At 40.3% G+C, this 25,656-nt stretch carries 20 protein-coding genes and 1 tRNA gene; 12 read left to right on the top strand and 9 right to left on the bottom strand.

Going from position 1 to position 25,656, the window contains the following annotated elements; all coding sequences use genetic code 11:
• Positions 1-43: 43 nt before the first annotated feature.
• Positions 44-1,279: an imidazolonepropionase gene (hutI, locus tag AC6JAD_RS16835; protein WP_461303787.1), complete on the bottom strand. Its 1,236-nt coding sequence runs from the start codon at positions 1,277-1,279 to the stop codon at positions 44-46.
• Positions 1,280-1,341: 62 nt separating this feature from the next.
• Between hutI and AC6JAD_RS16830 the strand changes: the two genes are divergently transcribed.
• The 4 genes from AC6JAD_RS16830 to AC6JAD_RS16815 all read left to right on the top strand — a co-directional run bounded on the left by AC6JAD_RS16830 (position 1,342) and on the right by AC6JAD_RS16815 (position 4,547).
• Positions 1,342-2,514, top strand: coding sequence for a trans-sulfuration enzyme family protein (locus AC6JAD_RS16830; RefSeq protein WP_461303788.1), 1,173 nt, complete (start codon positions 1,342-1,344; stop codon positions 2,512-2,514).
• Positions 2,511-3,227: a bacillithiol biosynthesis deacetylase BshB1 gene (gene bshB1 / locus AC6JAD_RS16825; protein ID WP_461303789.1), complete on the top strand. Its 717-nt coding sequence runs from the start codon at positions 2,511-2,513 to the stop codon at positions 3,225-3,227. Before AC6JAD_RS16830 ends, bshB1 begins: the two co-directional genes overlap by 4 nt.
• Before the next feature lie 76 nt (positions 3,228-3,303).
• A tRNA-His gene (locus AC6JAD_RS16820) sits at positions 3,304-3,379 on the top strand.
• 202 nt (positions 3,380-3,581) lie between these two features.
• Positions 3,582-4,547: a LamG-like jellyroll fold domain-containing protein gene (locus tag AC6JAD_RS16815; RefSeq protein ID WP_461303790.1), complete on the top strand. Its 966-nt coding sequence runs from the start codon at positions 3,582-3,584 to the stop codon at positions 4,545-4,547.
• 238 nt (positions 4,548-4,785) lie between these two features.
• On the opposite strand, the gene AC6JAD_RS16810 is transcribed toward AC6JAD_RS16815, so the two are convergent.
• Positions 4,786-5,799 (bottom strand): M28 family metallopeptidase, encoded by a 1,014-nt coding sequence (locus tag AC6JAD_RS16810; protein ID WP_461303791.1) that lies wholly within the window; start codon positions 5,797-5,799, stop codon positions 4,786-4,788.
• A 291-nt stretch (positions 5,800-6,090) separates the two neighbouring features.
• On the opposite strand from AC6JAD_RS16810, the gene AC6JAD_RS16805 reads away from it, so the two are divergent.
• From AC6JAD_RS16805 to AC6JAD_RS16785, 5 genes are all read left to right on the top strand, one after another.
• A complete protein-coding gene (locus AC6JAD_RS16805) occupies positions 6,091-9,822 on the top strand; it encodes a T9SS type A sorting domain-containing protein (protein WP_461303792.1) in 3,732 nt (1,243 codons plus the stop codon).
• Between the two features lie 146 nt (positions 9,823-9,968).
• Positions 9,969-10,274: a hypothetical protein gene (locus AC6JAD_RS16800; protein ID WP_461303793.1), complete on the top strand. Its 306-nt coding sequence runs from the start codon at positions 9,969-9,971 to the stop codon at positions 10,272-10,274.
• A gap of 64 nt (positions 10,275-10,338) precedes the next feature.
• Entirely contained in the window at positions 10,339-11,886 is a 1,548-nt protein-coding gene (locus tag AC6JAD_RS16795) for a SulP family inorganic anion transporter (protein WP_461303794.1), read from the top strand.
• Position 11,887: 1 nt separating this feature from the next.
• Entirely contained in the window at positions 11,888-12,703 is an 816-nt protein-coding gene (locus AC6JAD_RS16790) for a universal stress protein (protein WP_461303795.1), read from the top strand.
• 3 nt (positions 12,704-12,706) lie between these two features.
• The gene (locus AC6JAD_RS16785) at positions 12,707-13,333 is read left to right on the top strand and encodes a carbonic anhydrase family protein (RefSeq protein WP_461303796.1); all 627 of its coding nucleotides are present in this window, start codon (positions 12,707-12,709) and stop codon (positions 13,331-13,333) included.
• Between the two features lie 171 nt (positions 13,334-13,504).
• Here AC6JAD_RS16785 and AC6JAD_RS16780 read toward each other — a convergent pair whose 3' ends face one another.
• The 6 genes from AC6JAD_RS16780 to AC6JAD_RS16755 form a co-directional block, all read right to left on the bottom strand.
• Positions 13,505-15,724 (bottom strand): TonB-dependent receptor, encoded by a 2,220-nt coding sequence (locus AC6JAD_RS16780; RefSeq protein WP_461303797.1) that lies wholly within the window; start codon positions 15,722-15,724, stop codon positions 13,505-13,507.
• Between the two features lie 166 nt (positions 15,725-15,890).
• Complete coding sequence (locus tag AC6JAD_RS16775; protein ID WP_461303798.1) at positions 15,891-16,316, bottom strand: hypothetical protein; 426 nt, start codon at positions 16,314-16,316, stop codon at positions 15,891-15,893.
• A gap of 80 nt (positions 16,317-16,396) precedes the next feature.
• Positions 16,397-17,134, bottom strand: coding sequence for a LytR/AlgR family response regulator transcription factor (locus AC6JAD_RS16770; protein ID WP_461303799.1), 738 nt, complete (start codon positions 17,132-17,134; stop codon positions 16,397-16,399).
• A 1-nt stretch (position 17,135) separates the two neighbouring features.
• The gene (locus AC6JAD_RS16765) at positions 17,136-18,167 is read right to left on the bottom strand and encodes a sensor histidine kinase (RefSeq protein ID WP_461303800.1); all 1,032 of its coding nucleotides are present in this window, start codon (positions 18,165-18,167) and stop codon (positions 17,136-17,138) included.
• Between the two features lie 26 nt (positions 18,168-18,193).
• On the bottom strand, positions 18,194-18,541 hold the full coding sequence (locus AC6JAD_RS16760; RefSeq protein WP_461303801.1) for a DUF4907 domain-containing protein: 348 nt from the start codon (positions 18,539-18,541) through the stop codon (positions 18,194-18,196).
• 108 nt (positions 18,542-18,649) lie between these two features.
• Entirely contained in the window at positions 18,650-19,639 is a 990-nt protein-coding gene (locus tag AC6JAD_RS16755; RefSeq protein WP_461303802.1) for a Kelch repeat-containing protein, read from the bottom strand.
• A 287-nt stretch (positions 19,640-19,926) separates the two neighbouring features.
• Between AC6JAD_RS16755 and AC6JAD_RS16750 the strand changes: the two genes are divergently transcribed.
• Genes AC6JAD_RS16750 through AC6JAD_RS16740 form a run of 3 tightly spaced genes read left to right on the top strand, consistent with a single transcriptional unit; the run spans position 19,927 to position 22,852 of the window.
• On the top strand, positions 19,927-21,240 hold the full coding sequence (locus tag AC6JAD_RS16750) for a DUF4270 family protein (protein WP_461303803.1): 1,314 nt from the start codon (positions 19,927-19,929) through the stop codon (positions 21,238-21,240).
• Positions 21,221-22,474 carry a BamG family beta-barrel-assembly machinery protein gene (gene bamG, locus AC6JAD_RS16745; RefSeq protein WP_461303804.1) on the top strand — a complete coding sequence of 418 codons (1,254 nt, stop codon included), beginning with the start codon at positions 21,221-21,223 and terminating at the stop codon, positions 22,472-22,474. Before AC6JAD_RS16750 ends, bamG begins: the two co-directional genes overlap by 20 nt.
• A 15-nt stretch (positions 22,475-22,489) precedes the next feature.
• Complete coding sequence (locus AC6JAD_RS16740) at positions 22,490-22,852, top strand: hypothetical protein (RefSeq protein ID WP_461303805.1); 363 nt, start codon at positions 22,490-22,492, stop codon at positions 22,850-22,852.
• Between the two features lie 132 nt (positions 22,853-22,984).
• On the opposite strand, the gene AC6JAD_RS16735 is transcribed toward AC6JAD_RS16740, so the two are convergent.
• Positions 22,985-25,483 (bottom strand): DUF5916 domain-containing protein, encoded by a 2,499-nt coding sequence (locus AC6JAD_RS16735; RefSeq protein ID WP_461303806.1) that lies wholly within the window; start codon positions 25,481-25,483, stop codon positions 22,985-22,987.
• Positions 25,484-25,656 lie beyond the last annotated feature (173 nt).

Here is a 25,656-nt window from a genome sequence, read left to right as displayed (position 1 = left end):
AATGTTTTATATCTGAACCGAATAATTCATGGCAAAAACCTGCTTAAATTTCTTGACCGTTTATAAGTACCTTATCAATCAAATTACTGCCAAAGGCATAAGGTAAATAGCCATAAGAAGGAATCTCTTTGGTAATAATTACACTAGCATACTTTCCTTTTGTAATACTTCCGTGTGTTTCGCTAAGGCCCATGGCATAAGCGCCATTGATTGTGGCGGCATTGATGGCCTCCTCGGGCGTAAGTTTCATTTTAATACAAGCTGTTGCTACAACGAAATTCATATTTCCACTGGGAGTAGAACCCGGGTTGTAATCGGTAGCCAATGCCAATGGTAGCCCTGCATTTAAAAGTTGGCGTCCTGGGGTATAGGGAATGCCCAGGAAATAAGAGCAGGAGGGAAGTGCCACAGGCATGGTATCCGTTCCTTGTAAAGCATCAATATCCTCTGGTGTTACAACTTCTAAATGGTCAACGCTAAGTGCTCCATGTTTCACACCTTCATTAACTCCACCTATGGCTTTAAACTGGTTTACATGAATCTTAGGGATAAGTCCATATTCCTTTCCGGCAGTAAGAACCCTATTGGTGTCAGCAACCGAGAAATAACCCTCTTCGCAGAAAATATCTACATATTCAGCCAAATTTGCCTCGGCCACTTTGGGGATCATTTCTTCGCAAACCAGATCCAGATAAGCGTCTTTATTATGCTTAAAGGATGCTGGGACCGCATGTGCCCCGAGGAAAGTCGTTTTTATGCTCACAGGATAGTTAGCCCCTAATCGTTTGGCTACACGGAGCATTTTCAATTCAGCTTCGGTAGTAAGGCCGTATCCACTTTTAATCTCTATGGCACCCGTACCTAATGACATAACTTCTTCGAGTCGCTTTGCCGACTGCTCATAAAGCTCGTCCTCGGAGGTTTCCTGTAACTTTTTCGCACTATTAAGAATGCCACCTCCTTTTTCAGCTATTTCTTGGTAACTAAGACCATTGATTCGGTCTACGAATTCTTGTTCCCGGTTACCCGCATAGACCAGATGCGTATGGCTATCGCACCAAGTAGGCATAACCATTTTGTTTGCACAGTCCAGAATTTCTGTTTCGGATACATTAGGCACTGTACCCATATCACCAAAATCGGCGATCAGTCCATTTTCTATTAGGAGCCATGCATTTTTTAGGGTAGGTAAGTGGTTCATTTCGGAACCACTTACTTTATGGATATTACTATCCCGAATTTGTAGCAATTCCTTGATGTTTGTTAGCAAAAGTTTCATTGGCTAAATATAGCAAACCTGAAAATGAATTAATACCTTAGGGGTTCAAAAATTTTAGTGAAATGAAATCCAATGAATTTGGGATGAACACCCTTTGTACCCATGCAGGCGGCATAGAGGATAAGCAATTTCAAGGGGCTGTTTCCCCTATATATACCTCTAGTTCATACGCCTATGAGAATGTAGATATAAAACGCTACCCTCGTTATTTTAATACACCCAATCAGGAAGCACTTGCGAAGAAAGTGGCTGCGTTGGAAAAATGTGAGGCTGGACTCATTTTTGGAAGCGGTATGGCCGCCGTAAGTCATACGTTATTGGCGTTTTTAAAGACAGGGGACCATATTGTAGTTCAGAAAACCATTTATGGAGGGACCTTTAATTTTATAATGGAAGAGTTCCCCAAATTGGGAATTGAATTCGATTTTACCGATGGATTTGCTGAAGAGGATTTCTTGGATAAGGTGAAGCCGAATACGAAGATAATCTATGTCGAAACCCCATCCAACCCATTAATGCTGATAACAGATTTGGAGATGATCTCACGTATTTCTAAGGAACGGGGATTGGTAAGTATCATCGACAATACATTTGCCTCTCCCGTAAATCAGAATCCAGCGGATTTTGGTATCGATATCATGATTCACAGTGCTACCAAATATATGGGAGGACACAGTGATATTTGTGCCGGGGCTGTAGCAGCATCGCAGGAACATATACATAGGATATGGAACCTCTCGAAGAACATTGGGGGAAGTTTGAGCGATTATACCGTTTGGCTTTTGGAACGAAGTATGAAAACGTTGGTGGTTCGTGTAAAAGCACAGAATAGAAATGCCAAAAAGTTAGCGAAATGGTTAGCTAGACACCCTTTGGTCGCGAAAGTGTATTATCCTGGGTTAAAAGATCATCCAGATCATGAGATTGCCAAAAGACAAATGCGGGGATATACAGGTATGCTTTCTTTTGAATTAATTGAGTCTGTCGATCCCAATGCTTTTATGTCTTCCTTAAAACTCATAAAGCAATCCATGAGTTTGGCGGGGGTGGAATCCACTATTTTGTCACCTGTAAAGACTTCGCATGCTTTGCTTTCTCCCGAGGAACGAGAAAGACAAGGAATAGCCGACGGATTGTTGCGTTTTTCGGTAGGTATTGAAGACAAAAAGGATTTGATTTATGACTTGCAGCAAGCCTTCGAGGCAGTTGCGAAACAACAACTTGAGACAATATGAAACTAGATATATTGGCCATTGGGGCTCACCCGGACGATGTGGAAATGAGCTGCGGGGCTACCTTGGCAAAAGAAATTGCCAATGGTAGAAAAGCTGGGATCCTAGATTTAACGCGAGGGGAATTGGGAACCCGTGGTACTGCGGAAATCCGGGACAAGGAGGCTGCCGATGCAGCCAAAATTCTTGGTGTTTCCATTCGGGAAAATTTGGATTTGGGCGATGGTTTTTTTCAGAACAGTAAAAAAGAACAATTGGCGATTATACAAATCATAAGGAAGTACCGCCCAGAAATTGTTTTTTGTAATGCCATAGACGATAGGCATATAGATCATGGAAAGGGAAGTAGGTTGGCCAGCGATGCGTGTTTTTTGAGTGGACTTCGTCGCATAGAGACTACATTAGATGGTTCTGTTCAAGAAGCTTGGCGGCCTAAGCTTGTGTATCATTATATACAATGGAAGGAAATAGAACCCGATGTGGTTGTGGATGTTTCAGGCTTTATGGATAAAAAAATGGAGGCTATAGACGCATATAAGAGTCAATTTTATGATCCTAATTCGAATGAACCGTCAACGCATACATCGTCTAAGAATATGTACGAAAGCTTGCGATATCGGAACAGGAATTTTGGAAGGATCATTCAAACAGAGGCTGCCGAAGGATTTACCGTAGAACGGTATCCAGCGGTGAATTCCATTTTCGATTTGATTTAAAAATCTTAATTCAAGGTATTGCGCATCCTTTTAAAATGCTTTATATTTGCATCCGCTTATTAAGTTAAGCAAATATGGTGGTTGTAGCTCAGTTGGTTAGAGCGCCTGATTGTGGTTCAGGAGGTCGTCGGTTCGAGACCGATCTTCCACCCCTTAAAGCCTTCAGCAGTTGTTGAAGGCTTTTTTTTATGGTGTACATCGATATGTTACTCCAGGTGTATCCATTCTCATTCATTGCTTCCGGATATCAGGTTTATTCTAATTCATTGGCCAAGTTTTTTGTAAGCCCCTAAAAATCAAATTATAAATTTAAATTTTAGTAACTTCAAGGGCGTAATTTAAAACCAACCGATCATGAAAAAATTATTACTTTCAACATTTCTTGCCGTTTTATTTGTAGGTGTTTCCATGGCCCAGATTCCTGAAGATGGATTAATGGGGCGCTATGAACTGGACAATGGAACCTATGTAGATGCAACCACAAATGGCTATGATTTGGCACCTATAGGTGCAGGCACCTTATTGCCTGCCGATGATAGGTTTGGAGAACCCTTGAAAGCATTATTGTTTGTAAACGATTATCTAAATCTAGCTAGCAATCCGGGGGTATTCGATTTTGATTCTGAAAATGCCGTATCCCTCGCAGTTTGGATCAAAATTGATCAAACTGTTATAGACTGGACCGGACTTTTAAACAACTGGGGCGGTTTCGATATGGGTGGATATTATTTAGGACTTACCCCGACACAACAGGTACGATGGAATGTGAACGCTGCAGATGTTATTGATTCTTCTCCTGTTCCCACAGGAATATGGATGCACATCGTGGTGAGTTTTGATGGAACTTTTTCCCGATTGTATTTGGATGGGAACTTAATAAGTCAAGTAGAGCCAGGTGTCGCATTAACTCCTAGTGTTTATCCATTTACCGTAGGGGCTCAATCAGATAATGATACCAATAAATTCCCTGGAACCATGGACGAGGTGTTGGTGTATAATAGGGCTTTATCAGATCAGGAAGTAATGGATATTTTCAATAATGTCCCTCTGAGCATTGATGATTTAAGTGCCCTGTCTGAAAAAATTAAAGTTGCTCCCAATCCTGCGGCAGCTGAATTCAATATCACTTACGATAGTGCAATTCTTGGGAACATTACTTCATTGCAAATTACCGATATGAAGGGTAGGGTTTTGATGCAGCGCAGTATAACTGATACAAGTCAGGTTTTTGACGTAAGCAGTCTCAATTCAGGAGTGTACCATATTACTTTTAAGTCGGAGTATGGGGCCAAATTTACCAAACAACTTATTAGGAAATAAAATGACCTTTAATAGGGGGAAATGTGTTTTCGTTTAACACACATTTTTCTTCGATACCAGATTTGGAGCTTGTTGTATGTTTGCACAAAATCTTAAAAGGTTTTCAGGTCAACCATGACTCCTCAAATCGGCTGGCCTGTTTTTTTCTAGCATTAGGAGTTTTGGTTACCTAATAAAGGTATTTTTTTCATAATTATTTAGGATTGACAAAAAGCCTCTCGAATTCGAGAGGCTTTTGTTATTCCTGTAGTTTGTCTGCCGTAATCCTTCCATCCCTATTGGCCACCTCCCAAGCGGTTTGGAAAATCAACTTGGTCCGTTTGGTGAGAAGATCATATTCAATCTTATCTGGTGTGTCCGTGGGTTTGTGATAATCCTCATGCACTCCGTTAAAGTAGAAGATGATTGGAATATTGTTTTTTGCAAAATTGTAATGATCGCTGCGATAGTAAAAACGATTGGGGTCATTCTCATCATTGAATTTATAATCCAATTCCAAATCGCTGTATTCCTTGGCAACTGCTTCGGACACATCGTGTAGTTCTTGACTCAGCTTATCACTTCCAATTAAATATATATAGTTAGGACTGTCCTTTTTGTTAGGATCAATGCGTCCAATCATATCTGTATTAAGATTACATACGGTGTTTTTTAGGGGGAATAATGGGTTTTCCGTGTAATACTTAGAGCCATAAAGACCAATTTCCTCTCCAGTCACATGAAGAAAAAGAATGGATCGTTTCGGACCGTTCCCGTCTTTCACAGCTTTCTGAAAAGCTTCCGCTATCTCCAACATTCCAACTGTGCCACTACCATCATCATCTGCACCATTATATACTTTTCCGTCACGTGTACCCACATGATCATAATGGGCCGACAGCACGATAATTTCATCAGGTTTCTCAGATCCTTTGATGAATGCTACCACATTCTCAGATGGTTTGGGTTCGCTCATTCTTCCAAAATATTCGGCAGGAATCTCCTGAAAATAATCTCCCTTTTCAATTGGGGCATCAATACCCTGGGAGACATAAAAATCTTTCAGGTATTCAGCCGCCATTTTTTGACCTTCCGTCCCCGTCATTCTGCCTTGCATTTTATCATCGGCAAATTTGTACAAATGGGTTTTCAAATCTTCAGCGGTGATAGTGTTGGAATAATCACTTCTAGATGCGTTTTTTTTAGAAGTGGTCTGTGCTGTGTTACAGGAAATAACAAGAAGGCACAAACCTAGTAAAAGGGAATATTTCATGCTTTTTATTTTATGGTTTAAATATACATATAGTTGTATGGGACATTCTAAAAAAAATGTGAAAAATTAAAACTTAACGGTCTTAAACAAAATAAAGCAGCAAGTAGCTGCAATACAATAAAATATCACTTTTGCTTGAACACTTGTTTATGTAAACATTCTAAATGTTCATCTTTTGACTATAAATGTTAAACAAAAAGTTAAAAAAATATTAAAATATATTTTCTAGGTAGTAATTTTTGAAATTGGATTGTTTAATAAATGTTCTAAAAAATTAAACAAAAATCAATTATGAAAAAGTTACTACTTTCCCTTATCGTATTAGTGGCTGTTCAGTTATCCTATGCACAGACTGCTAGGGTGCAGATCATTCACAATTCGGCAGACATGGCGGCTGCCGAAGTAGACGTTTATGTAGATGGCACTTTAGCTATCGACAATTTTGCATTCAGGACTGCAACTCCTTTTATTGACTTACCGGCTGGAACTGCCTTCGACGTAGATATAGCACCTGGTAACAGTTCGGATGTTGGAGATTCTATTGCCACGTTCACTTACACTCTTGCCGATGGTGAAACGTATATTTTGGTGGCAGACGGAATTGTAAGCCCCACAGGATATGATCCGGCAACACCCTTTAATATTGAAGTATATGCTATGGGTCGAGAGGCGGCTACCAGTGGAACCAACACGGATCTTTTAGTACATCATGGAGCTACCGATGCTCCTACGGTTGATGTAGTGGAAGTAGGTGCTGGGGCTGGTACAATAGTTGATAACTTAGCCTATTCAGAATTTCAAGGATATCTAGAACTTCCGACTGCCAATTATGCGTTGGAGGTTAGGGACGAAACCGGAACAGTTACCGTAGCGGCTTATGAAGCGCCACTTGCCGATTTGGCATTAGATGGACAAGCTATCGTGGCAGTGGCTTCTGGATTCTTGGATCCTTCTGTAAACTCAGACGGACCAGCCTTTGGAATTTGGGTTGCCCTTGCCAGTGGAGGGGACATGGTTGAATTGCCAAGTTCTACTGCTCGTGTTCAGGTGATACATAATTCTGCAGACGCGGCGGCATCTGAAGTAGACGTATATCTCGGAGATGCTTTGGCTATCGACAACTTTGCATTCCGCACAGCGACGCCTTTTCTAGATTTCCCTGCAGGAGTAGGTATTAGTATCTCTGTTGCTCCCGGAAACAGTTCCGGAGTGGGAGATGCCATAGCGACTTTCCCATTAACATTAACTCGAAATGAAACCTATGTAGTGGTTGCCGACGGAATTGTAAGTCCAACAGGCTACGATCCAGCACCCGCTTTTGGATTGGAAATTTTTGCCGGAGCACGCGAAGCTTCCGTGGATCCAACCAAAGTGGATGTTCAAATTCACCACGGCGCTACCGATGCCCCTACAGTAGATGTGTATGAAACTGGAATTGGAATCGGTCTCATTGCAAATAATATTGGTTACACAGATTTCAGAAATTCCTACCTAGAATTACCTGGATTGAATTACTCAATCGAAGTTAGGGACGATAGTGGTACCGTAACTGTAGCTGCTTACGAATTACCTTTGGCTGACTTAGGTTTAGCAGGAAATGCTGTGACTGCAGTGGCCTCTGGATTCCTAGACCCATCAATGAACAGTGATGGAGCACCATTTGGATTATGGGTTGCTTTGCCTTCTGGAGGGGATTTGGTTGAATTGCCAACTTCCACTGCAAGAGTACAGGTTATTCATAATTCTGCCGATGCAGCAGCAGCCGAAGTGGATGTATATATAGACGGAGCACTAGCAGTCGATAATTTTGCTTTTAGGACTTCGACTCCATTTATCGACTTAAACGCAGGGGTAACTACAGAAATTGCGATCGCCCCAGGAGATAGTTCCGACGTGGGAGATGCCATTGCCACTTTCCCTGTTACATTAGCAGCTAATGAAACTTATGTTGTGGTCGCCGATGGGATTGTAAGCCCAACAGGATATGATCCAGCACCGGCTTTTGGATTAGAGATTTATGATATGGGCCGAGAGGTTGCTGTAGATGGCGCCAATACTGACTTATTGGTACACCATGGTTCTACAGATGCACCAACGGTAGATATCGTTGAGGTAGGTGCAGGAGCAGGAACAATAGTAGATAATATTTCTTACACCGAATTCGCAGGATACCTAGAGTTACCTACGGCGAACTACGAAATTGATGTAATGGACGAAACAGGAACGGTACGTGTGGCTTCTTACGGTGCTCCACTGGCAGATCTTTCGTTAGACGGTGCTGCACTTGTTGCCGTGGCTTCTGGGTTTTTGGATCCTTCACAAAACAGTGATGGTGCTCCTTTCGGAATCTGGGTAGCATTAGCATCGGGAGGGGATCTAATTCCACTTCCTTTGATCGAGAAGGCAAGGGTACAGGTTATTCATAACTCTGCCGACTTAGGAGCTGCAGAAGTTGATGTATATATTGACGATGTACTGGCCCTAGACAATTTTGCTTTCAGAACAGCCTCTCCGTTTATTGATTTCGATGCAGAAGTTGAAGTAAATATTGCCATAGCGCCTCCTACCAGTAGTAGTTCAGGAGACGCAATCGCAACCTTCCCGGTAACATTGGCTGCCGATGAAACCTATGTAGTAGTTGCAGATGGTATAGTAAGCCCAACTGGGTACGATCCTGCGCCAGCTTTTGGATTGGAAGTATATCCATTAGGACGTGAAGCTGCTACAGACCCTGCCAATACAGATGTTTTGGTTCACCATGGTTCTACAGATGCTCCAACGGTAGACATTGTCGAAGTAGGCGCGGGTGCTGGAACAGTTGTAGATAACCTTGCCTATACTGAATTTCAAGGGTACCTTGAGCTTCCTACGGCCGATTATTCTATCGAGGTACGAGATGAAACAGGAACAGTTACCGTGGCTGCCTACGAGGCTCCATTGGCAACATTAGGTCTTGATGGAGCGGCTTTAGTAGCTGTTGCCTCTGGATTCTTAGATCCTTCTGTAAACAGTGACGGTGCTCCTTTCGGAATTTGGGTAGCATTGCCTTCTGGTGGAGATCTTATAGAATTACCTACATCAACTGCACGAGTTCAGGTGATTCACAACTCTGCCGATGCAGCAGCTGCAGAAGTAGACGTATATATAAACGGAGCATTAGCAGTAGATAATTTTGCTTTCAGGACTGCAACGCCATTTATTGACCTTAATGCAGGTGTTGGAACTGAGATCGCTGTAGCACCTGGAACCAGTACAGACGTAGGTGATGCCATTGCCACTTTCCCGCTAACATTGGCTGCCAATACTACTTATATTGTGGTAGCAGATGGTATTGTAAGCCCATCAGGATACAATCCAGCCCCCGCTTTTGGATTGGAAATCTACGATATGGGACGTGAAGTAGCCACAGATGCAGGTAACACAGATGTACTAGTACACCACGGATCTACCGATGCACCTACAGTTGATGTAGTAGAAAATGGAGTTACGGCTGGAGTCACACTGGTAAACAATCTATCCTATACAGAATTCGCGGGATACTTGGAGTTGGCTACCGATGATTATGTACTTCAAATTCGCGATGAGTCTGGAACTGTAGGAGTAGCCGCTTACGGTGCCCCGTTAGCAACGCTAGGATTGGATGGAGCTGCCATTACAGTAGTGGCCTCTGGATTCCTTGATCCTTCACAAAATTCTGATGGAGCGGCATTCGGTCTATGGGTAGCGCTAGCTGCTGGAGGGGATCTAATTCCACTTCCTACAGAAACATTGGGTGTGGATGAAGCTGCATTAGAGAATGTAGTATTATACCCAAATCCAGCACGAGAGTTTATCAATATAAAAGGACTGCAAGGAACTTATACCGCAAGTATAGTAGACATGCAGGGAAGAATCTTGAGTACTTCCGAAATCACATCGGATAACCAAGAAATCGCTATCAATACATTGTCCCAAGGGATTTATCAGCTCACAATCTCACAAAACAACAAGGTAGTAGGGGCAAAGCGATTTGTTAAAAACTAATATATTTTTGGTTAGATTTTAGATTAGTTACTAAGGGTCCCGCGTTAGCGGGGCCTTTTTTATTTTGTTTCACAAAAACATTAAAAGATTTAACAAAAAGTTAATGTATAGTTCGGATTAGAAAATTATTTTTGTGTCTTCAAATTATGAATTTAAAAGTACTAGCACATAACATCATCTCGATTCTTGTAGTGGTTTCCATATTGGTTCCCTCGGTGTTGCCTTTTATGGATTGTGACAGTGATATCTTAATTTCCTTTGATATTTCTGAAGATGAATCCAAAAAGAAACACAAGAAAGAATTGGATGAGAAGGAGGTCTTCTTTCAGGACTTAGTACAAAATTCGAACTTTGATGAGTACCTTTCTTATCAGCTTTTTAAGCATTACCTAGAATCTCAAATTGAGGTTCATCAGGAAATATTGCTTCCTCCCCCAGAACACACAATTTAATTTTTTCGGATTTCAAAAAAATTAATCATCAATTTCCTCAAATTGAGGAATAAACTATTGTGTTATGTTTAAATATTTAAAAAACGATTTACCAGCAAGTATTGTTGTATTTTTTGTGGCATTACCCTTATGTTTGGGTATTGCATTGGCGAGTGGAGCGCCACTATTTTCAGGTCTTATTGCCGGAATAGTAGGAGGGATTGTCGTAGGATTTTTAAGTGGATCTCAAATTGGGGTGAGTGGCCCAGCAGCTGGGTTGGCTGCAATTGTTTTTGCAGCGATTGCAACCTTAGGATTTGAAAAGTTCCTTCTCGCCGTGGTGTTGGCAGGTGTGATTCAGATTCTTTTTGGAGTGTTTAAAGCAGGAGTAATAGGGTATTTCTTCCCTTCTTCTGTTATTAAAGGAATGCTTACAGGAATTGGTATCATTATTATATTAAAACAAATTCCTTATTTCTTTGGTTATATCCCTTCTAAGGGAGAAGGTACTTTTGGACCGATTATTACTGCATTTCAAGAGATAAGCCTTGGTAATACCATTATTGCAGTAGCAGGATTGGGTATACTTGTTTTGTGGGAACGTGTTCTTACAAAGAAGCATACATTTTTTAGACTGGTGCAAGGGCCTTTAGTAGCTGTAATCGTTGGAATTATTTTCTTCCTTGTTGTAGGAGATTCAGGTATTTTGGGAATTGCAGAAAAGAATCTTGTTAGTGTACCGGTACCCGAAGATGCGGCATCCTTCTTTGCTCAATTTAACTTTCCGGATTTTTCATCGATTACCGATGCTGATGTTTTGATAGCTGGTTTCACAATTGCTTTAGTAGCGAGTCTGGAAACCCTATTGTGCGTTGAGGCTACCGATAAATTGGATCCGCAAAAGCGCGTAACCCCAACCAATAGAGAGCTTATAGCACAAGGAGCAGGTAACGTTGTCTCTGGACTTATTGGAGGCCTACCCATTACACAGGTAATTGTTCGTAGTTCGGCCAATGTGCAGTCTGGTGGAAAAACAAAAGCCTCTGCGATTATTCACGGTTTCTTTTTGGTAGCTTCTGTAATCGCTATACCCACCTTATTGAATAAGATCCCTCTTGCTGTTTTGGCCGCTGTGTTACTTCTCGTAGGATATAAATTAGCAAAACCTTCCACTTTCAGGGCAATGATCAAAGCTGGTTGGACACAGTGGGTTCCTTTTATGGTTACTGTCTCTGTTATTGTATTCAAAGACCTGTTGTGGGGAATTGGACTTGGATTAGCGGTAGGTCTTGTGGTAGTACTTTATAAAAGTTTCAAGAACTCTCATTTCCTTCATATTGAAGATCAAAGTAATGGAAAGCATAAGATTAAGATGACTATCGCAGAAGAAGTTACCTTCTTTAATAAAGGTGCTATTTTGAAGGAGTTGGATGCTTTACCAGAGGACACATACCTTACACTGGATGTACGAAAAACACGCTTCCTCGATCCAGATATTGTTGAAATTTTAGAGGACTTTAAAGAAAAGGCCCGAAATAGGCGAATCTCTGTAATGCTCCTATCTGAAAGAGGAGAAGTGGAGAATCCACAGAGTTATATTGAATTCTTTAAACTTAGACCAAAATCTGCTTAATATGGAAACACAACACAAAGTATTGGCCTTAATCGATATTAAGGAACCTATAGAGACAGTAATCGAGAGTACAGTTAACTTGGCGCAGACATATCAAGCGGCGGTTAAATTTATCTATGTTAAAAAACCCATAGATCCGACCCGCACTGAAAATCAGCTTGATGTAATGCGAACCATGACAGAGCATAAAAGGGCAGTTGGAAAGTTCCGTAACCTCTTGGCGAGATTTAAGGAAAAGACTTCTTTACAGTTGGACTATTCCATTGAGGAAGGCCATGTTAAGAAAACACTGCAATCTGAAATGCAGGCATACCAGCCGGATGTTGTTGTTTTGGGAAAACGCCAGACTAACAAGTATCGCGTTATAGGAAATCAGGTAACAGAGTTCGTAGTTAAAAACTTTAACGGACCTTTGTTTATCATTCATCCTTCGAAAGTATTGGAAATAAAGGAAAGCCTATCTGTGGGTGTTCTTAATGATTTAACAAAGGTGGCAGACCACAATCTTGCCACTACGTTGCTTAAGCAATCCAATGAGCCTGTTAAGTTGTTTAAGATTGCAAATGATTCTGAGCCAAAACAATCGCCGGAACCTCATGGAACAAAGACTATAGATTATACCTTTGAAAACAATCCAAATGCATTGAATAACCTGACGAGTTATGTACATAAAAATAATGTACATTTATTATGTCTTGACTTGCCGGAAAAAGAAAGTTCAGGTAAAAATGTTAAATTGAAGGAAATTCTAAAGCGAATCAACACATCCATGCTGATGGTTGGAAATAACAATTCTAAGAACTTAATTAATACATAATTTATGAAAGCACACACGCAAGAAACACAAGCGGCTATGACTCCGCAATCTGCATTAGCGACACTTAAAGACGGAAATTCACGGTTCGTGAATGGAACGATGACCTCACGGGACCTTCAGGAACAAGTAGGCGACACAGCTTCAGGACAATATCCTTTTGCTACGGTGTTGCATTGTATCGATTCTAGGGTGTCCGCAGAATTGTTGTTCGATCAAGGAATTGGTGATGTGTTCAGTATCCGTATTGCCGGTAACTTTGTAAATGATGACATTTTAGGAAGTATGGAGTTTGCCTGTAAATTAGCTGGTACCAAGTTATTGGTAGTTTTAGGGCATACAGCCTGTGGAGCTGTTAAAGGAGCTTGCGATCACGCACGTTTGGGTAACCTTACGACTTTGATCAATAAATTGGAGCCAGCTGTAGATGCAGTTACGGAGCCAACAGATCCTGAGCAAAGAACTTCCAAAAACATTGATTTTGTAAACGAAGTAGCAAAGAAAAACGTTCACATGACGATGGATAATATCCGCTCTAGAAGTTCCGTATTAAAGGAAATGGAAGATGATGGAAGCATAGCTATCGTAGGTGGAATGTATGACATTGCGACTGGAAAAGTGGAATTCTATTAGTAAAAAACTTTCCAAACTTCTTATTGATGAAACAAACCGCAACCATGTTGCGGTTTTTTTATTTCAGCAGAATATGAGAGAGATCATTACTCGATTTACAAAAGTACTATCACGCTAGCTTTGTATGCATAAGTTCACTCGGCTGGGCTCTACTCTAAAATCTAAGGGATTTTAAAAATTGTACTGAATGGTTGTTTTAAGAAAAAATGGAGTTCCAGGGGTAAAATGTATTTCTTCTACTGGGTTTATCTCGTTTTGTAATCGTGATTCTGTAGCAAATTGTGTTTCATTCCAATCTGTATCGAATAAGTTTTGGATTTGAACACCAACACTGATTTTATTCCATTTGTATCCTAAATTCAAGTCGGTTATTGTGTACCCCTTAGCGATTATGGAATTATCTTCATTGGCAGGGCGATCGTTTAAATAACGAATATGTAAACCGCCAAACCATCCATTGGATTGATTAATACTTATACCACTGGCTAATGTAAAATCGGGTGCTAATGGTATATAATCTCTACCCGAAGGTTCATCAATGGCTCGCGCATGTGTATAGTTGGCATCTAGATTCCACGACAACCATGGCAAAGGTTGATAACGATAACTTAGATCTAAACCATTGCGCCTCGTTTTTCCACTAGGTTCGACAATACCTGCATCTCCCACATAGACAAACTCCTGTTCTAAATACAGATGCCAATATGCTAGATTCAATATCATTTTTGGAGAAAGTTTTGCTATGAATCCAACATCTAAACCATACGCCCCTGGCAGTGTTTTCGATTCTCGCTCTGCAACAACAACACGCGTGTCATTGGAGTGAAAGCCCTTACCTGATTTCACGTATAACTGCAGATTTTTTGTAGGGTTATATAGAATGTTGAGTTTTGGGCTTATGATGGCTTGATTTTCATCTTGTGGTTGGTATTCCGTCAATAACGCATTGGTGTATTTAAAATCGAAGTAATCTGCCCGTAAAGAAGGGTTTATAGTCCAATTGTCTAAATGTATTTGGGTTCCGAAATAAGCGCCCAAGTTGGTTTCGTTAATGTCACCCAACTGAAGTTGCTCAAGGGTTTCTGAACGGTTCAAAGTACGGGAAAGTTCGTTGTTATTGCTTTGATCATGCCGAAGGCTAATGCCAGCTTGCCAATTACCATTGAACTCTCCCAAAGAGAATGATTTGGTGTATTCGCTGCTAAGCCCGTAAATGGTTCGTTGTTCCTTTTGTTTAATTTGGTCCCCATTTATGGGGTCTTCGAGGAAAAAAGTAAAGTTTGAGAAAAGCTCAAAATCATACTTACTGAAGTAAATATTACTTTTTATAGAAGCACTGTCATCTACTCTCTTGTCATAATACATGGAAAAGTTACTTCTGGAAGTGGTACCTCCCTCCGTATCATCTATAGCTCCAAAACGAGTAATGGAACCATTATCTACTGCACGTTGTGGTATTTGGCCCGATGCATCCCATTCACTAGTGAAATGAGATAAGGTAATCCCAAAACGATCCTTATTCGACATAAAACCAGTGTATTTTCCAAACAGGTTTATTCTGTTGAAGTTTTGCGGACTTTCAAATGGGCCATTGCTGGACAAAAACTCTGAAGCGATGTATGCATTTTGCTTGGCATTTTTCAACAAATTAAACATCCCCAGTAAGCGAAATGTATCAAATTGACCTCCTTCAAGCTTCATATAGCTGTTTTCAAGTTGCTGTCGGGTTCTAAAATCTACATAACCGGCAGTAGTAAAATTACCTTTATCCTCATAATAGGGTCCTTTGCCAAAATCAATTTTTTCGAGGGTTTCAGGGATGACAAAATGTAAATCAGCATAGCCCTGACCATGAGAGTGTGACACCATGTTTACAGGTAGGCCATCTACTGTAATGTTAATATCCGTTCCATGATCAATATCGAAACCGCGTAAGAAAATTTGCTCTGCCTTACCGCCTCCAGCGTGTTGACCAATAAAAAGTCCCGGTACTTTTCGCAACACTTCCTGGGAAGAACCCACAGGATTTGTTTTAACATCTATATCGGCAATGACGTTTAAGGCGTTTACTTTTGGAGTTATAACAATTTCATCCAATTCAATGGACTTCGAAAACAACATCATATCCAGTTGTGTTTTTACATCTTCTATGATGACTTGTTCGCTCTCATAACTTATATGTGAAAATTGCAGCGTGTCTCCCACGGAAACATCTTGGAGGATGTAATAGCCAAGACCATCCGTATGGGTATGCTTGTCTGTGGATATATTGAAAATATAAACCTCATGAATGGGCTGTTGGTTCTCATTCACTACTTTTCCTGTAAGCGATTGCGCAGATAGTGTACCAATGGTTGAAAGTAAAATATTAATAAAAAAAATAAATTTCATAGCTGGTTTTTAGGTCATTTCTCCTAAGGGAAACACCTTGTTTTTGGGTCAAAAAAACCACATGCAAAATTAGATTTTAGCGTGTTTTTTTGTGTAAATACATTGTTAACTGTTGGGTTTCATAATGTATCTACGAAATTTTTGGAAGGATGGTTTTAATTTCACATCAGGAGCCATCTTTTTTCGTGGCACTTTCAATAGTCATGTTAAGATCTAGCCGTCTTGTGATCAGCATGGAGGCAAACCATAAAATCAATGCTATAACTATTAGGGATATGTTGATTTGAACATATGGATCGTTCCAGTCCTCGATAAGATTTTCAACAACCTCGTACCCAACCAGTAAAAAATAAACAATAAAAAAAAGTACTACTGCTTTTGTATAACTAAGGTTGTACTTGAATAACTTTAGCAAAAGAAGAATAATGGTAGAAATTACGATCGTAATCGCACAAACCATTAAGATTAAAATTGGCATCATTCCTACTTCACCACCGGGTAAACTTGAAAAACTGAGATAAATACTGAATAGAATCGCATAGGTGACTCCCAGTATCACATAGATTAGCAGAATACCAAATATTTTTTTCAAGGCAATTATTTATCACAAAATATGGAAAGTTTTTTAGCGCTGGTTAGCATTTTTTGCCAAAAAGACTATCATAGGGCATACTATAACCCAATTCGATTGTAAAAATCGCTTTTGTAGCTTTCCCCAATTGGGATGCGGATATCGTCAATAATGATCTTACTTCGTTGGATGGAATCTATACGGTGGATATTTACAATAAAGGATTTGTGTACCCTGAAAAAATTCTCGGTGGGCAAATGGGTTTGCATTGCTTTAAAACTCATGAGGGTAAGAATGGGTTTGTTACTTCTGGTGGTATGAATTTTTAAATAATCCTTTAACCCTTGTACGTATTTAATTTCCTGAAATTCAATCTTCACATTGTCATATTCGGACTTAACGAACATATAGGTTTTGGTCTCCACAGGCGTGGTTCCATAGGCGGGTGAGAAATTCATATCAAAATTCGGTTTAGCATTATTTTTTAAATGAAGGATTTCTTTGGCTCGGTTAACGGCCTTCAAAAACCTTGAGAAGGGTATGGGCTTTACAAGGTAGTCCACTGCATTTAGCTCGAAGCCTTCCAAGGCATATTGAGGATAGGCAGTAGTAAAGATGAACAGGGGTTTCTTATCCAATGCTTTTATAAATTCAATCCCATTAATTTGTGGCATCTCGATATCGGAGAAGACCAGATCAACCTCTTCAGATTGTATCACCTGTATGGCTTCTACAGCATTTGTAAAGGTGCCCACAATATCTAGGGTGCCCATATCTTCGCAATAGGATTTTATAACGTTAAGCGCCAATGGTTCGTCATCTATGATGATACACTTCATACTACGATAAAATTAATTCTAGGTCTACAAAATACCTTTTGTCATCCTTGGTAATCCTTAAACTGTGAGATCTAGGATAGAGCAATTCCAGTCTGTTTTTAATATTGTTAAGCCCAATCCCCGAACTTTTTTCGTCCTTTTTATAATTTCCCAAAAAATTGTTTACCCGAAATGATAACTTGTTACTTACAACTTCTATGGAAATGGCAATATCCGTAATTCCCTTGAAGTCGGTTCCGTATTTAAAGGCATTCTCAATGAATGAGATCAACAACAAGGGGTATATTTTACGATCTTCATAATTTCCCTTTATGGCAAGGGTGACATGTTCACTGTTAGAAAGACGGATCCGTTGCAGGGCTATATAGTTTTTAATATAGTTAATTTCCTTGGTCAATAGCACTTTTTCTTCCCTAGCTTCGTACAACATATAACGCATAAGCTCCGATAAAGTGATAACGGCCTCGGGTGCTTCGTCCGACTTGTTCCGAACTAAGGAATAGATACTATTAAGGGAATTGAACAGAAAATGGGGATTAAGTTGATTCTTCAATAACCGTAACTCGGTTTCCGTTTTCTGAATTTCCTTTTGTTTTACTTCCTTGTCTCTTCTATAGAAGTCCTTCACCAAAGCAATGGTCCCGCCAAAAAGGAAAAAGGCGAAAGATATCATTACGGCAATGACGTATCGAAATTGCCACATGGGTCGGGGAATATCCTTTTGGTTGATAAATTCATGAAATCCTCGATAGCCTGTAGGAATGTTAATATTAACGGTAATAAGAAGGGCTGCAGTGAGTAACACTATGGATAACGCAATGTAAGACGTCATTTTTTTTCTTAGGAGCAGCTTAGGAACCAGGACTAGGCAATTCATATAAAAAACCAGCCCATTTACGGTAAACCGCAGGATCATGTTCAGATCCAATTCCCCAATTTGTGCATACGAGTAACTTATTGGGAACGACAGAAGGCATACCCAAGCAATTACATGTATCCAAAACTCTTTTAGGGAAGTTGATTTATTGGTCAAAAGAACGGATTTTAGAAAGCATCAAATTACTGATTTTTAAAGGTAATACTTAATTCTTCAAGCTCTTGGGGGCTAATGGTTGGGAAATTACCGTTTTCTAGTTTTTCCATCACCTTAGATGCCACCTTTCTCGCCTCGTCTTGAGATTGAAACCCCTGAAGACCTTTGACTCCAGGAATGTGCTTTTGTTTAATGATAAGCTTATTATTTTCATAAATTTCATAATACCAATGTGGAGAATCCGAAAGCTGTGCTATTTCACTTCTATAGGTCGTTTCATCATCTTTAAGGTAATTTGTAGCAAGCAACGTCAAAGAAACCACAACCATAAAAATAATGGAAACCGCACGTACGTAGGATATATTTTTCTCCATAACTGAGGTGAAAAGAACTGACAAGAAATTATCGTCTAACAACCATAAACGTGACGTATAATCTCAATGCCAGCTCGTAATCAAACAAAATAATCAACAAAACAATAATTAATCGTCTTCGTCTTCTTCCTCAAATGGGAAGAACTCAAAGCTGTCATCCAAATAGAGCGTACCGCTTCTACCTAAAGCGATAAAGGCTCTGGAACCTGTATAGAATGAAATGGGATTTTCACGAGACGTTTTTTCCAGAGGGGTTTTTTCTTCCCAATTGTCATTGGAAGGGTCATACTCCCAAACTGTTTTACTGGCACCAGCACCTTGGTTTCCACAAGCTATGTATCCACGTCCGTTTATGGTGAATCCACTAGCTCCTGATCGAACAATTTCGTAATCGTCTTCCTCATCCAAGGGATCCAGTTCGGTCCAAGTTTCATTAGTGGTATCGAATGCCCAAAAGTCGTCTTCTAGGACTCCGTTAGAAATCCCTGTACCAATATAGACTGTAGTACCAATGGCAAAGGTTGTGGCGTCCCGTCTTTTGGAACCACCATAACCAATTAACTCAGTCCAGGTATCATTGGTTGGGTTATACCTCCAGAAGTCTTTTTTGTCATTGTCTCCATCGAAACCCGTTCCCACATAGCCAGTATTTTCAGAATTAAAACCAATGGCACTTCTTCGCAATCCACCACCAAAATCCGCAATTTGTGTCCATGTGTTGTTTTGGGGATTGTAACTATAAAAATCCTCAAGTTCATTATCACCATCAAATCCAGTTCCCATGTATCCGCGATTGCCTGCAACAAATGAGGATGCAGCGCTTCGCTCTAAACCGGGGAAATCGGCAAGCTGGACCCAAAAATTTCCTTCTATGTCATACGCCCAGAAATCCTTTAAATAGTCGTCCCCATCGTAGCCTGTTCCCATATACCCTAAATTTCCAATGGTAAATGCAGTCGCATTACTTCTGGGGGTACCATCGAAAATGGAACGGTCCACCCAGTTTCCTACCCTGTCATCGTCATCGTCATCGCCACAGCTTATGAGCGATAGGGACATCATAATCACTAGTGCAAAAGTTAATTTGTTTGCTTTCATTCTTTTGTAAATCATAAATTTATGCTTGGGTTTCACTTCTTCTTTTTACAGGATCTATCATCTTTATTCCTGTAATTTTCGGCAAAGTAGAACGAAGGGGGATCGAGAAAAAATGAACTCTACCATTATCCTATTTCACTAGACCAAGCGGGCTTTTTAATCTACCAACCCCGTTTCCCGTCCAGTTCTGTTAAAATGTTGGGTTGGTCTACAAATACGGCAGTTTTGTCTATTTCAGTTTCTTGGCTGTAAAGCTTCCTTTTTATTTGTGTCGAGTTAAGAATATCATGAAATACTTTTTTATCACTTTATTGCTATGTCTCGCAGTTGTGGCGTGTAGCACGGATGCCGAGGAGCGTCCTACTTTCGAAATTGGTCAGGAGTTTACCGATTCTAATGTTCGGGTACTATCTATAGATACTTTCGATGTGGAGCTTTCCACATTTAAATTCGATAGTATTATAGTCGACGGGAATGATAGGTTATTGGTTGGAAGTTACGGTGACGAATATTTCGGACAGGTTCGAGCTTCGAGCTATTTTGAAATGATTCCCAGAACCTTCAGTGTAGAGGATGAGGGTGAGTTAGATAGTATTGCGTTAATTTTGGGCTACGACACCTACTTTTATGGAGATACCACAGCGGTTTCTCAAATAAACGTACATCGTCTATTAGATGATGTAAAGCCCGAAGACGAGTTATTTTACAATACCTCAACGATTCCTTTCGACCCAGTTCCACTGGCAACCAAAACGTACCGACCTGAACCTAGGGATGAAGATTCCCTCCAAATCACGTTACCCCTTGCCTTTGGGGAAGAGATTTTTGAAGCCATTCGGGATGGTGGGATTGATGATAATACCGAATTCATAGAAGAGTTACACGGACTAACCCTGCAACCCGGGGCGGATGATAATTCTTCGGTGATTGGGTTTTTGAGTGATTTCGAAAGAACGTACCTCCGGTTTTTCTACAAAGTGGAGGATGAGTTTGGCGTGGAGGAATTTACCTATGACATACCTGTAAACCCCAATAACACCAATCAAAAAAAATTCAACAATATCAATACCGACTTCAGTGGAACCTTTTTTGAAAACTTAGACGATCCCGAAACCATACTCCTTTCTACAAGTTCAAATCATCGAAGTTTTACACAAAGTGGGAGTGGGTTGGCCATACGCCTGCAATTTCCAAGTATAAAAGAATTAAACAATATCCCCGGCACAGGCACCCTATTGGATGCAACTTTGCAACTTAGGATACCTTCAGAAACGCTGGATAGAAACTTGGCATTACCCGATTCCTTAAGCATTGGAAGATTGGATCAGAACAATGATTTTGTGGGCCCATTATCGGAAAATGCGGCACCCGTATATGGATTGCTTAATGATGAAGACAATGAGTTCAATGCCGATTTTTACGAAATCCCTGTACGGCCGTACATAGACGGTAAATTGTCGGAGGACTTTGAGATTGATGATGCTTTGGCCCTTTACCCCACAGGCTTCACACGAAGTGTAGATAGATTGATCATAAATGGGGAAGAGAGTGAAGACTTAACAGCCAAACTAATTATTATATATGCCATCTACGACGAATAACAAGATTCTTTTTGTAACACTATGTTGTCTTTGTGGATGTAGTGTTTTTTGTCAAACCAATAACCTTACGGGATCTCCCTATTCCCTGTTCGGCTTGGGAGTGCAGAGCAATTCCAATTTATCGGGATTCAATGCTTTCGCTCAAACGGGTATAGCCTATCAAGAAGGGTTTGTGGTAAATCCATATAACCCTGCTGCGGCCAGCGCTATTTCTATCAAGAGTTTCTTGTTCGATATAGGTATGAATACGGAGATTAGTTCGGTTGCCAATAGTTCTAATGACGAGAGAAGGATCGCAGCTAATTTTTCGAATGTTGCGATCGGTTTTAATCCCAGTGGGAGATGGGGAGTAGGTCTTACGCTTACCCCAGCAACTAATGTGGGGTATTCCTTAATAGGAATTGAGACCAATATTGAGGGAAGTGTTGGAAATTTTACCAGTAATGTGTTAGGGTCGGGTGGTATCAACAAACTTAGCCTTGATTATGGAAGGAGCCTGTCCGATAAATTTAGGGCTGGCCTTAGCGTTTCTTATTTATTTGGCAATGTGGAAGAAACAGAAAGCATTGAATTGGATGACGATTTTCTTTCCATAGATGAAAAAAGCCATTACAATGGGTTTCAGTTTGGTATTGGGGTACAGTACAACCCTTTTGAAAACCTTGCCTTTGGTGCCGTAATGGATTTTCCAGTAACATTAAAGGGAATTCAGGATCGAATTGTTTTAAAGACCCTAGACTTCAGCCCCATTTTGGTAGAAGACGAAACGCGTATTGAAATAGATAGTTTTCAGTTGCCACTTGAGTATGGTTTGGGAGCTACATCTACCCATATAAAAGGCCTTACGATTAATGCGGACTACACCCGTAAAAACTGGGGAGCAACCAATCAGGAGGATACCATTGGGGAATATGTAGATCAGGATATCTTCGGATTCGGAATGGAACTCATCCCTAACAAAAGGGGTTTTTCCTATTGGCAGCGTATCAATTATCGGGCAGGTATTCAGTACGATTCGGGTTACCTCAAGGTAAACGACTTTAATGTTTCCAGTTATACTTTTTCTGCTGGAATAGGTCTGCCGTTTGGCAAGAAAGGCTCCACATTCAACCTTTCTTATAGTTATGCCAACAGGGGACAGATAGATGGAATCCTTATTGAAGAAAACTCACATCTTTTCAATATAAACCTGACCCTATCCGATGTGTGGTTCTTACAACGAAAAATCGATTAATTTAAAATATAAACTATGAAACTTTACCTTTTAATAATGGCATTTATACTTCAAGGAACTGCAATGAGCTATGCTCAAGTTCAGAAGGAGGCCGATGAAATTGCTTTGGAGCAAACGGGGTTAATGACGGAAAAACTAGGATTGAGCGAAGCGCAGGAAATTCAGGTACATGCGCTCAATAAGTTATACGCTGAAAAAGAAATCAATCTTATGAATGAAAGTGGTTCCAAGTTTTCCAAAGTTGGACGCCTAAAGGACATGAATAAATCTAAAGCCCAAAAATTTCAATCCATATTGTCCGAAGAGCAAATGAAATTGTACAAAGACGAGGTCATACCCATTTTGAAAGAACAAATAAGAAGTAGATTCAAGTCCTAGTGTTAGTATGGACTGTTTAGTTGAAGTTTAATTACGAATTTCAATTGTTTCCGGAGGTGCCCATACTGTTTGGGCACCTCTTCTTTATCTACAGTGGCTAATTACTTAAAAATGATTGAAAACAATACATGATTAAATGTCTTGTGGTCCTCTAACCTTCTTCTTATTTCTAAGTAGGGAAGGAACCTGGTTAAAGTCCAAGAAATATTGAAGTTTTACAGAAACCGTATGTGTAATGGGTTGCTCAAAAAGTGTGTCGATACTTTCTAGGTAGGAGTCACGTGCAGCATTGTCGAAATTGGCAAGCTGATTTCTATATAAGGCCGTAAGGAAACTCCCTGGGGCAAATTGCCAAGAATAACTTAAATCAAAGTTCCATGTGGTGAAATTAATATCTGGATTATCTGGAATGGTCGTAGTTGTATAGCCCGTTTCATTGGTAACATACCCATCATCCTGAAGGGAAAATAATTGACGATCGTATTCTACGGTTCCCCAATAGTTACGAAGCGTAAGTGCCAAGGTATTGTTTGGGTTAAAATTGAAACTGGTATTGAAAGTTTGTTCCACTTCCAATCTTTTACGATCTCCAATAATTACATCGTCGTCTACTTGAGTTACATAACCTCGGTCGCCCGTATAGTAGTCCCAGGAAACGGTATAGGATAGTTGAAATTTATCGTTCATCCTAAACCTTGGACTGAAGCCTAACCACCAATTACCATAATCCCGGTCCTCATCGAAAAAGGTTTCAACACCAGTCCATGCATTTACAGAAAGCCTTTTGTTGGTGTTAGAAAGATACCATCCATTCACATTTGCCCCATTTTTGGTAATAAAGAAGCTACCCTCTTTTCTGGGTTCAAAGTAGTCGAATTGCCTTCCAGGCTGCAAATTTATGTTGAATCCGCCACGGTGCAGTTTTTTGGTAGTACCATTGGCCCAAAACCCGAACCCGAATCCCGTAAATGTACTAGGGCTGGCCAATCGTGTATAGTTCACATAGGTTCCAACGGCATATCTGTTCCATTTTTCGGTAGGTTCGAAGATGCGGTAACTGGCATCGACACCAAAATTGTTGAAGTTATTTCGAAATTGTAATCCGATGTCATTTATATCGTATTCGGTATCCGCGTACCTATGATCAAAACTATACCGAAGATTCCCGTGGGTTTTCCTTATAAAAAAGAAAGAACTATATCCCGTAGTGGTTTCTCCCGCATCCCTTACATTACTCATTTTAAGGTCGGTTCTTATGTTATAGGTATTGCGTTTGTTCGATATGCTAGAAACAATTCCAGTAACATTGGCGTCCCTAAAAGAACCACTTCTTAGTACATTGGTATTAATAAGCCCGATAGAGGAATTTCCATTAAATTGTTGGTCGGCTACAAGAATATTATAATTTGCAAAGGGTTCTACTTCCTGTTCCCGTACTTCACCCGTCACAGTGTTTCTAATCGTAGCATTGGTGCTTTCGGTAATCGAGTTAAATATTCCGAGACCAAGCCCATTTTTAGTACGTCCCGACACTTTTACCGCGTTCAGGACCTTCACTGTTTGTGGCATGTCCAAAACTTCTTCATCATCTGATACATCCGGGCTCGTACTAGGGGCGCTTCCAATTCTTCGGGAAAAGAATAGGTTTCCTTTATTGAATAAATCCACGCCTTCCGTAAAAAACTGCCGCTGTTCGGAGAACGTCTGCTCAAAGGGCCCTAAGTTTAGGGAAACATTGTCGAAACGTGCCTGGCTAAAATCAGGGATCAATGTGGCATCTAAAGTGAAGTTCTCCGTAATTCCGAATTTCACATCCAAACCAGCATTATAATTATCTTCCAATTCACCGTCAAAGCTGTTCTGAACGGTAGAGACAAATGGATAAAAGGCCATTCGTATAGGAGGATCTAAATTGGATAACCCTTTTAATTCACCATGGTACAATCCGATATTCCCTTTTGAAATATCGATAGGGTTCCAGGTATATTGAGAATCATCCCTTCTAAAGCGTCGGTGAAACTGAACACCCCAAGTTTCTAGGTTCTTGTTGTCAAAACGCAAGCAACGGTAAGGTATTTTCATTTCTACAGCCCAGCCGTCATCGTTAATCTGTACTGCGCTGCTCCAAACGGCATTCCACCCAAAATCTTCTCCAATGCTGGGATTGGCAATGGCATCGGCCTGCGTGCCCGATGCAAATACGAAAAATTCGGTATCGTTTTGAGCGTCGTTATTGGGGTTAAGGATGAATCCGAAAAAATCTGATTGCCCAAAGTTGTCACGGCTCGATAACTGCTTGGCAATAAGTGCGGGATCGTCATAAAGATAGGCTCCTACATAAATTGCCTGGTCATCATAGGTTAATTTCACAATGGTTTTAATAGAATCGGTATCCTTTACGCCCATATCGGGTCTAAATTGTGTGAAATCCTTGGCCTCGGGCACATTGGCCCAAATTTCGTCATCTAATACACCATCGATTTTAGGTGCAGTTTCGGTTCTTACGATCTGAAGCGTTTTCTTCTCAATAGTCTCTAAGGTGCCCTCCGATTCAGGAGCTTCCTGTACTTCTTGTGCAGCAGCCCCGAAAAAAAGGAATAGAGCAAATACTGCGAATAGGTGAGTTTTCATTTATTGGTAGTTGATTGATGATGTTGTTGTAAAGACCCATTTATTTTTAAATCGTTACAGCTTATGATTAATTAATTAACTCTAGATGTGTGGAAATATTGGCACGGGCATTAAATAGAGCTATAATTGAGGGAGTTACAAACTGTGTTAAAAAGCCGCTAAAAAAGAATTGA

Source organism: Aureisphaera sp. (genome assembly GCF_059726885.1).
The sequence above is the reverse complement of the archived record's forward strand: the minus strand, read 5'-3'. Positions and strand labels throughout refer to the sequence as shown.

Bases quoted from the DNA above. Each gene is read 5' to 3' on its own strand.
- AC6JAD_RS16830 (WP_461303788.1), top strand. From the start codon at position 1,342: ATGAAATCCAATGAATTTGGGATGAACACCCTTTGTACCCATGCAGGC.
- bamG (WP_461303804.1), top strand. From the start codon at position 21,221: ATGCCATCTACGACGAATAACAAGATTCTTTTTGTAACACTATGTTGT.
- AC6JAD_RS16785 (WP_461303796.1), top strand. From the start codon at position 12,707: ATGAAAGCACACACGCAAGAAACACAAGCGGCTATGACTCCGCAATCT.
- AC6JAD_RS16760 (WP_461303801.1), bottom strand. From the start codon at position 18,541: ATGGAGAAAAATATATCCTACGTACGTGCGGTTTCCATTATTTTTATG.
- AC6JAD_RS16805 (WP_461303792.1), top strand. From the start codon at position 6,091: ATGAAAAAGTTACTACTTTCCCTTATCGTATTAGTGGCTGTTCAGTTA.
- AC6JAD_RS16735 (WP_461303806.1), bottom strand. From the start codon at position 25,483: ATGAAAACTCACCTATTCGCAGTATTTGCTCTATTCCTTTTTTTCGGG.
- AC6JAD_RS16780 (WP_461303797.1), bottom strand. From the start codon at position 15,724: ATGAAATTTATTTTTTTTATTAATATTTTACTTTCAACCATTGGTACA.
- AC6JAD_RS16740 (WP_461303805.1), top strand. From the start codon at position 22,490: ATGAAACTTTACCTTTTAATAATGGCATTTATACTTCAAGGAACTGCA.
- AC6JAD_RS16810 (WP_461303791.1), bottom strand. From the start codon at position 5,799: ATGAAATATTCCCTTTTACTAGGTTTGTGCCTTCTTGTTATTTCCTGT.
- AC6JAD_RS16750 (WP_461303803.1), top strand. From the start codon at position 19,927: ATGAAATACTTTTTTATCACTTTATTGCTATGTCTCGCAGTTGTGGCG.
- AC6JAD_RS16800 (WP_461303793.1), top strand. From the start codon at position 9,969: ATGAATTTAAAAGTACTAGCACATAACATCATCTCGATTCTTGTAGTG.
- AC6JAD_RS16755 (WP_461303802.1), bottom strand. From the start codon at position 19,639: ATGAAAGCAAACAAATTAACTTTTGCACTAGTGATTATGATGTCCCTA.
- bshB1 (WP_461303789.1), top strand. From the start codon at position 2,511: ATGAAACTAGATATATTGGCCATTGGGGCTCACCCGGACGATGTGGAA.
- hutI (WP_461303787.1), bottom strand. From the start codon at position 1,279: ATGAAACTTTTGCTAACAAACATCAAGGAATTGCTACAAATTCGGGAT.
- AC6JAD_RS16790 (WP_461303795.1), top strand. From the start codon at position 11,888: ATGGAAACACAACACAAAGTATTGGCCTTAATCGATATTAAGGAACCT.
- AC6JAD_RS16770 (WP_461303799.1), bottom strand. From the start codon at position 17,134: ATGAAGTGTATCATCATAGATGACGAACCATTGGCGCTTAACGTTATA.
- AC6JAD_RS16815 (WP_461303790.1), top strand. From the start codon at position 3,582: ATGAAAAAATTATTACTTTCAACATTTCTTGCCGTTTTATTTGTAGGT.
- AC6JAD_RS16795 (WP_461303794.1), top strand. From the start codon at position 10,339: ATGTTTAAATATTTAAAAAACGATTTACCAGCAAGTATTGTTGTATTT.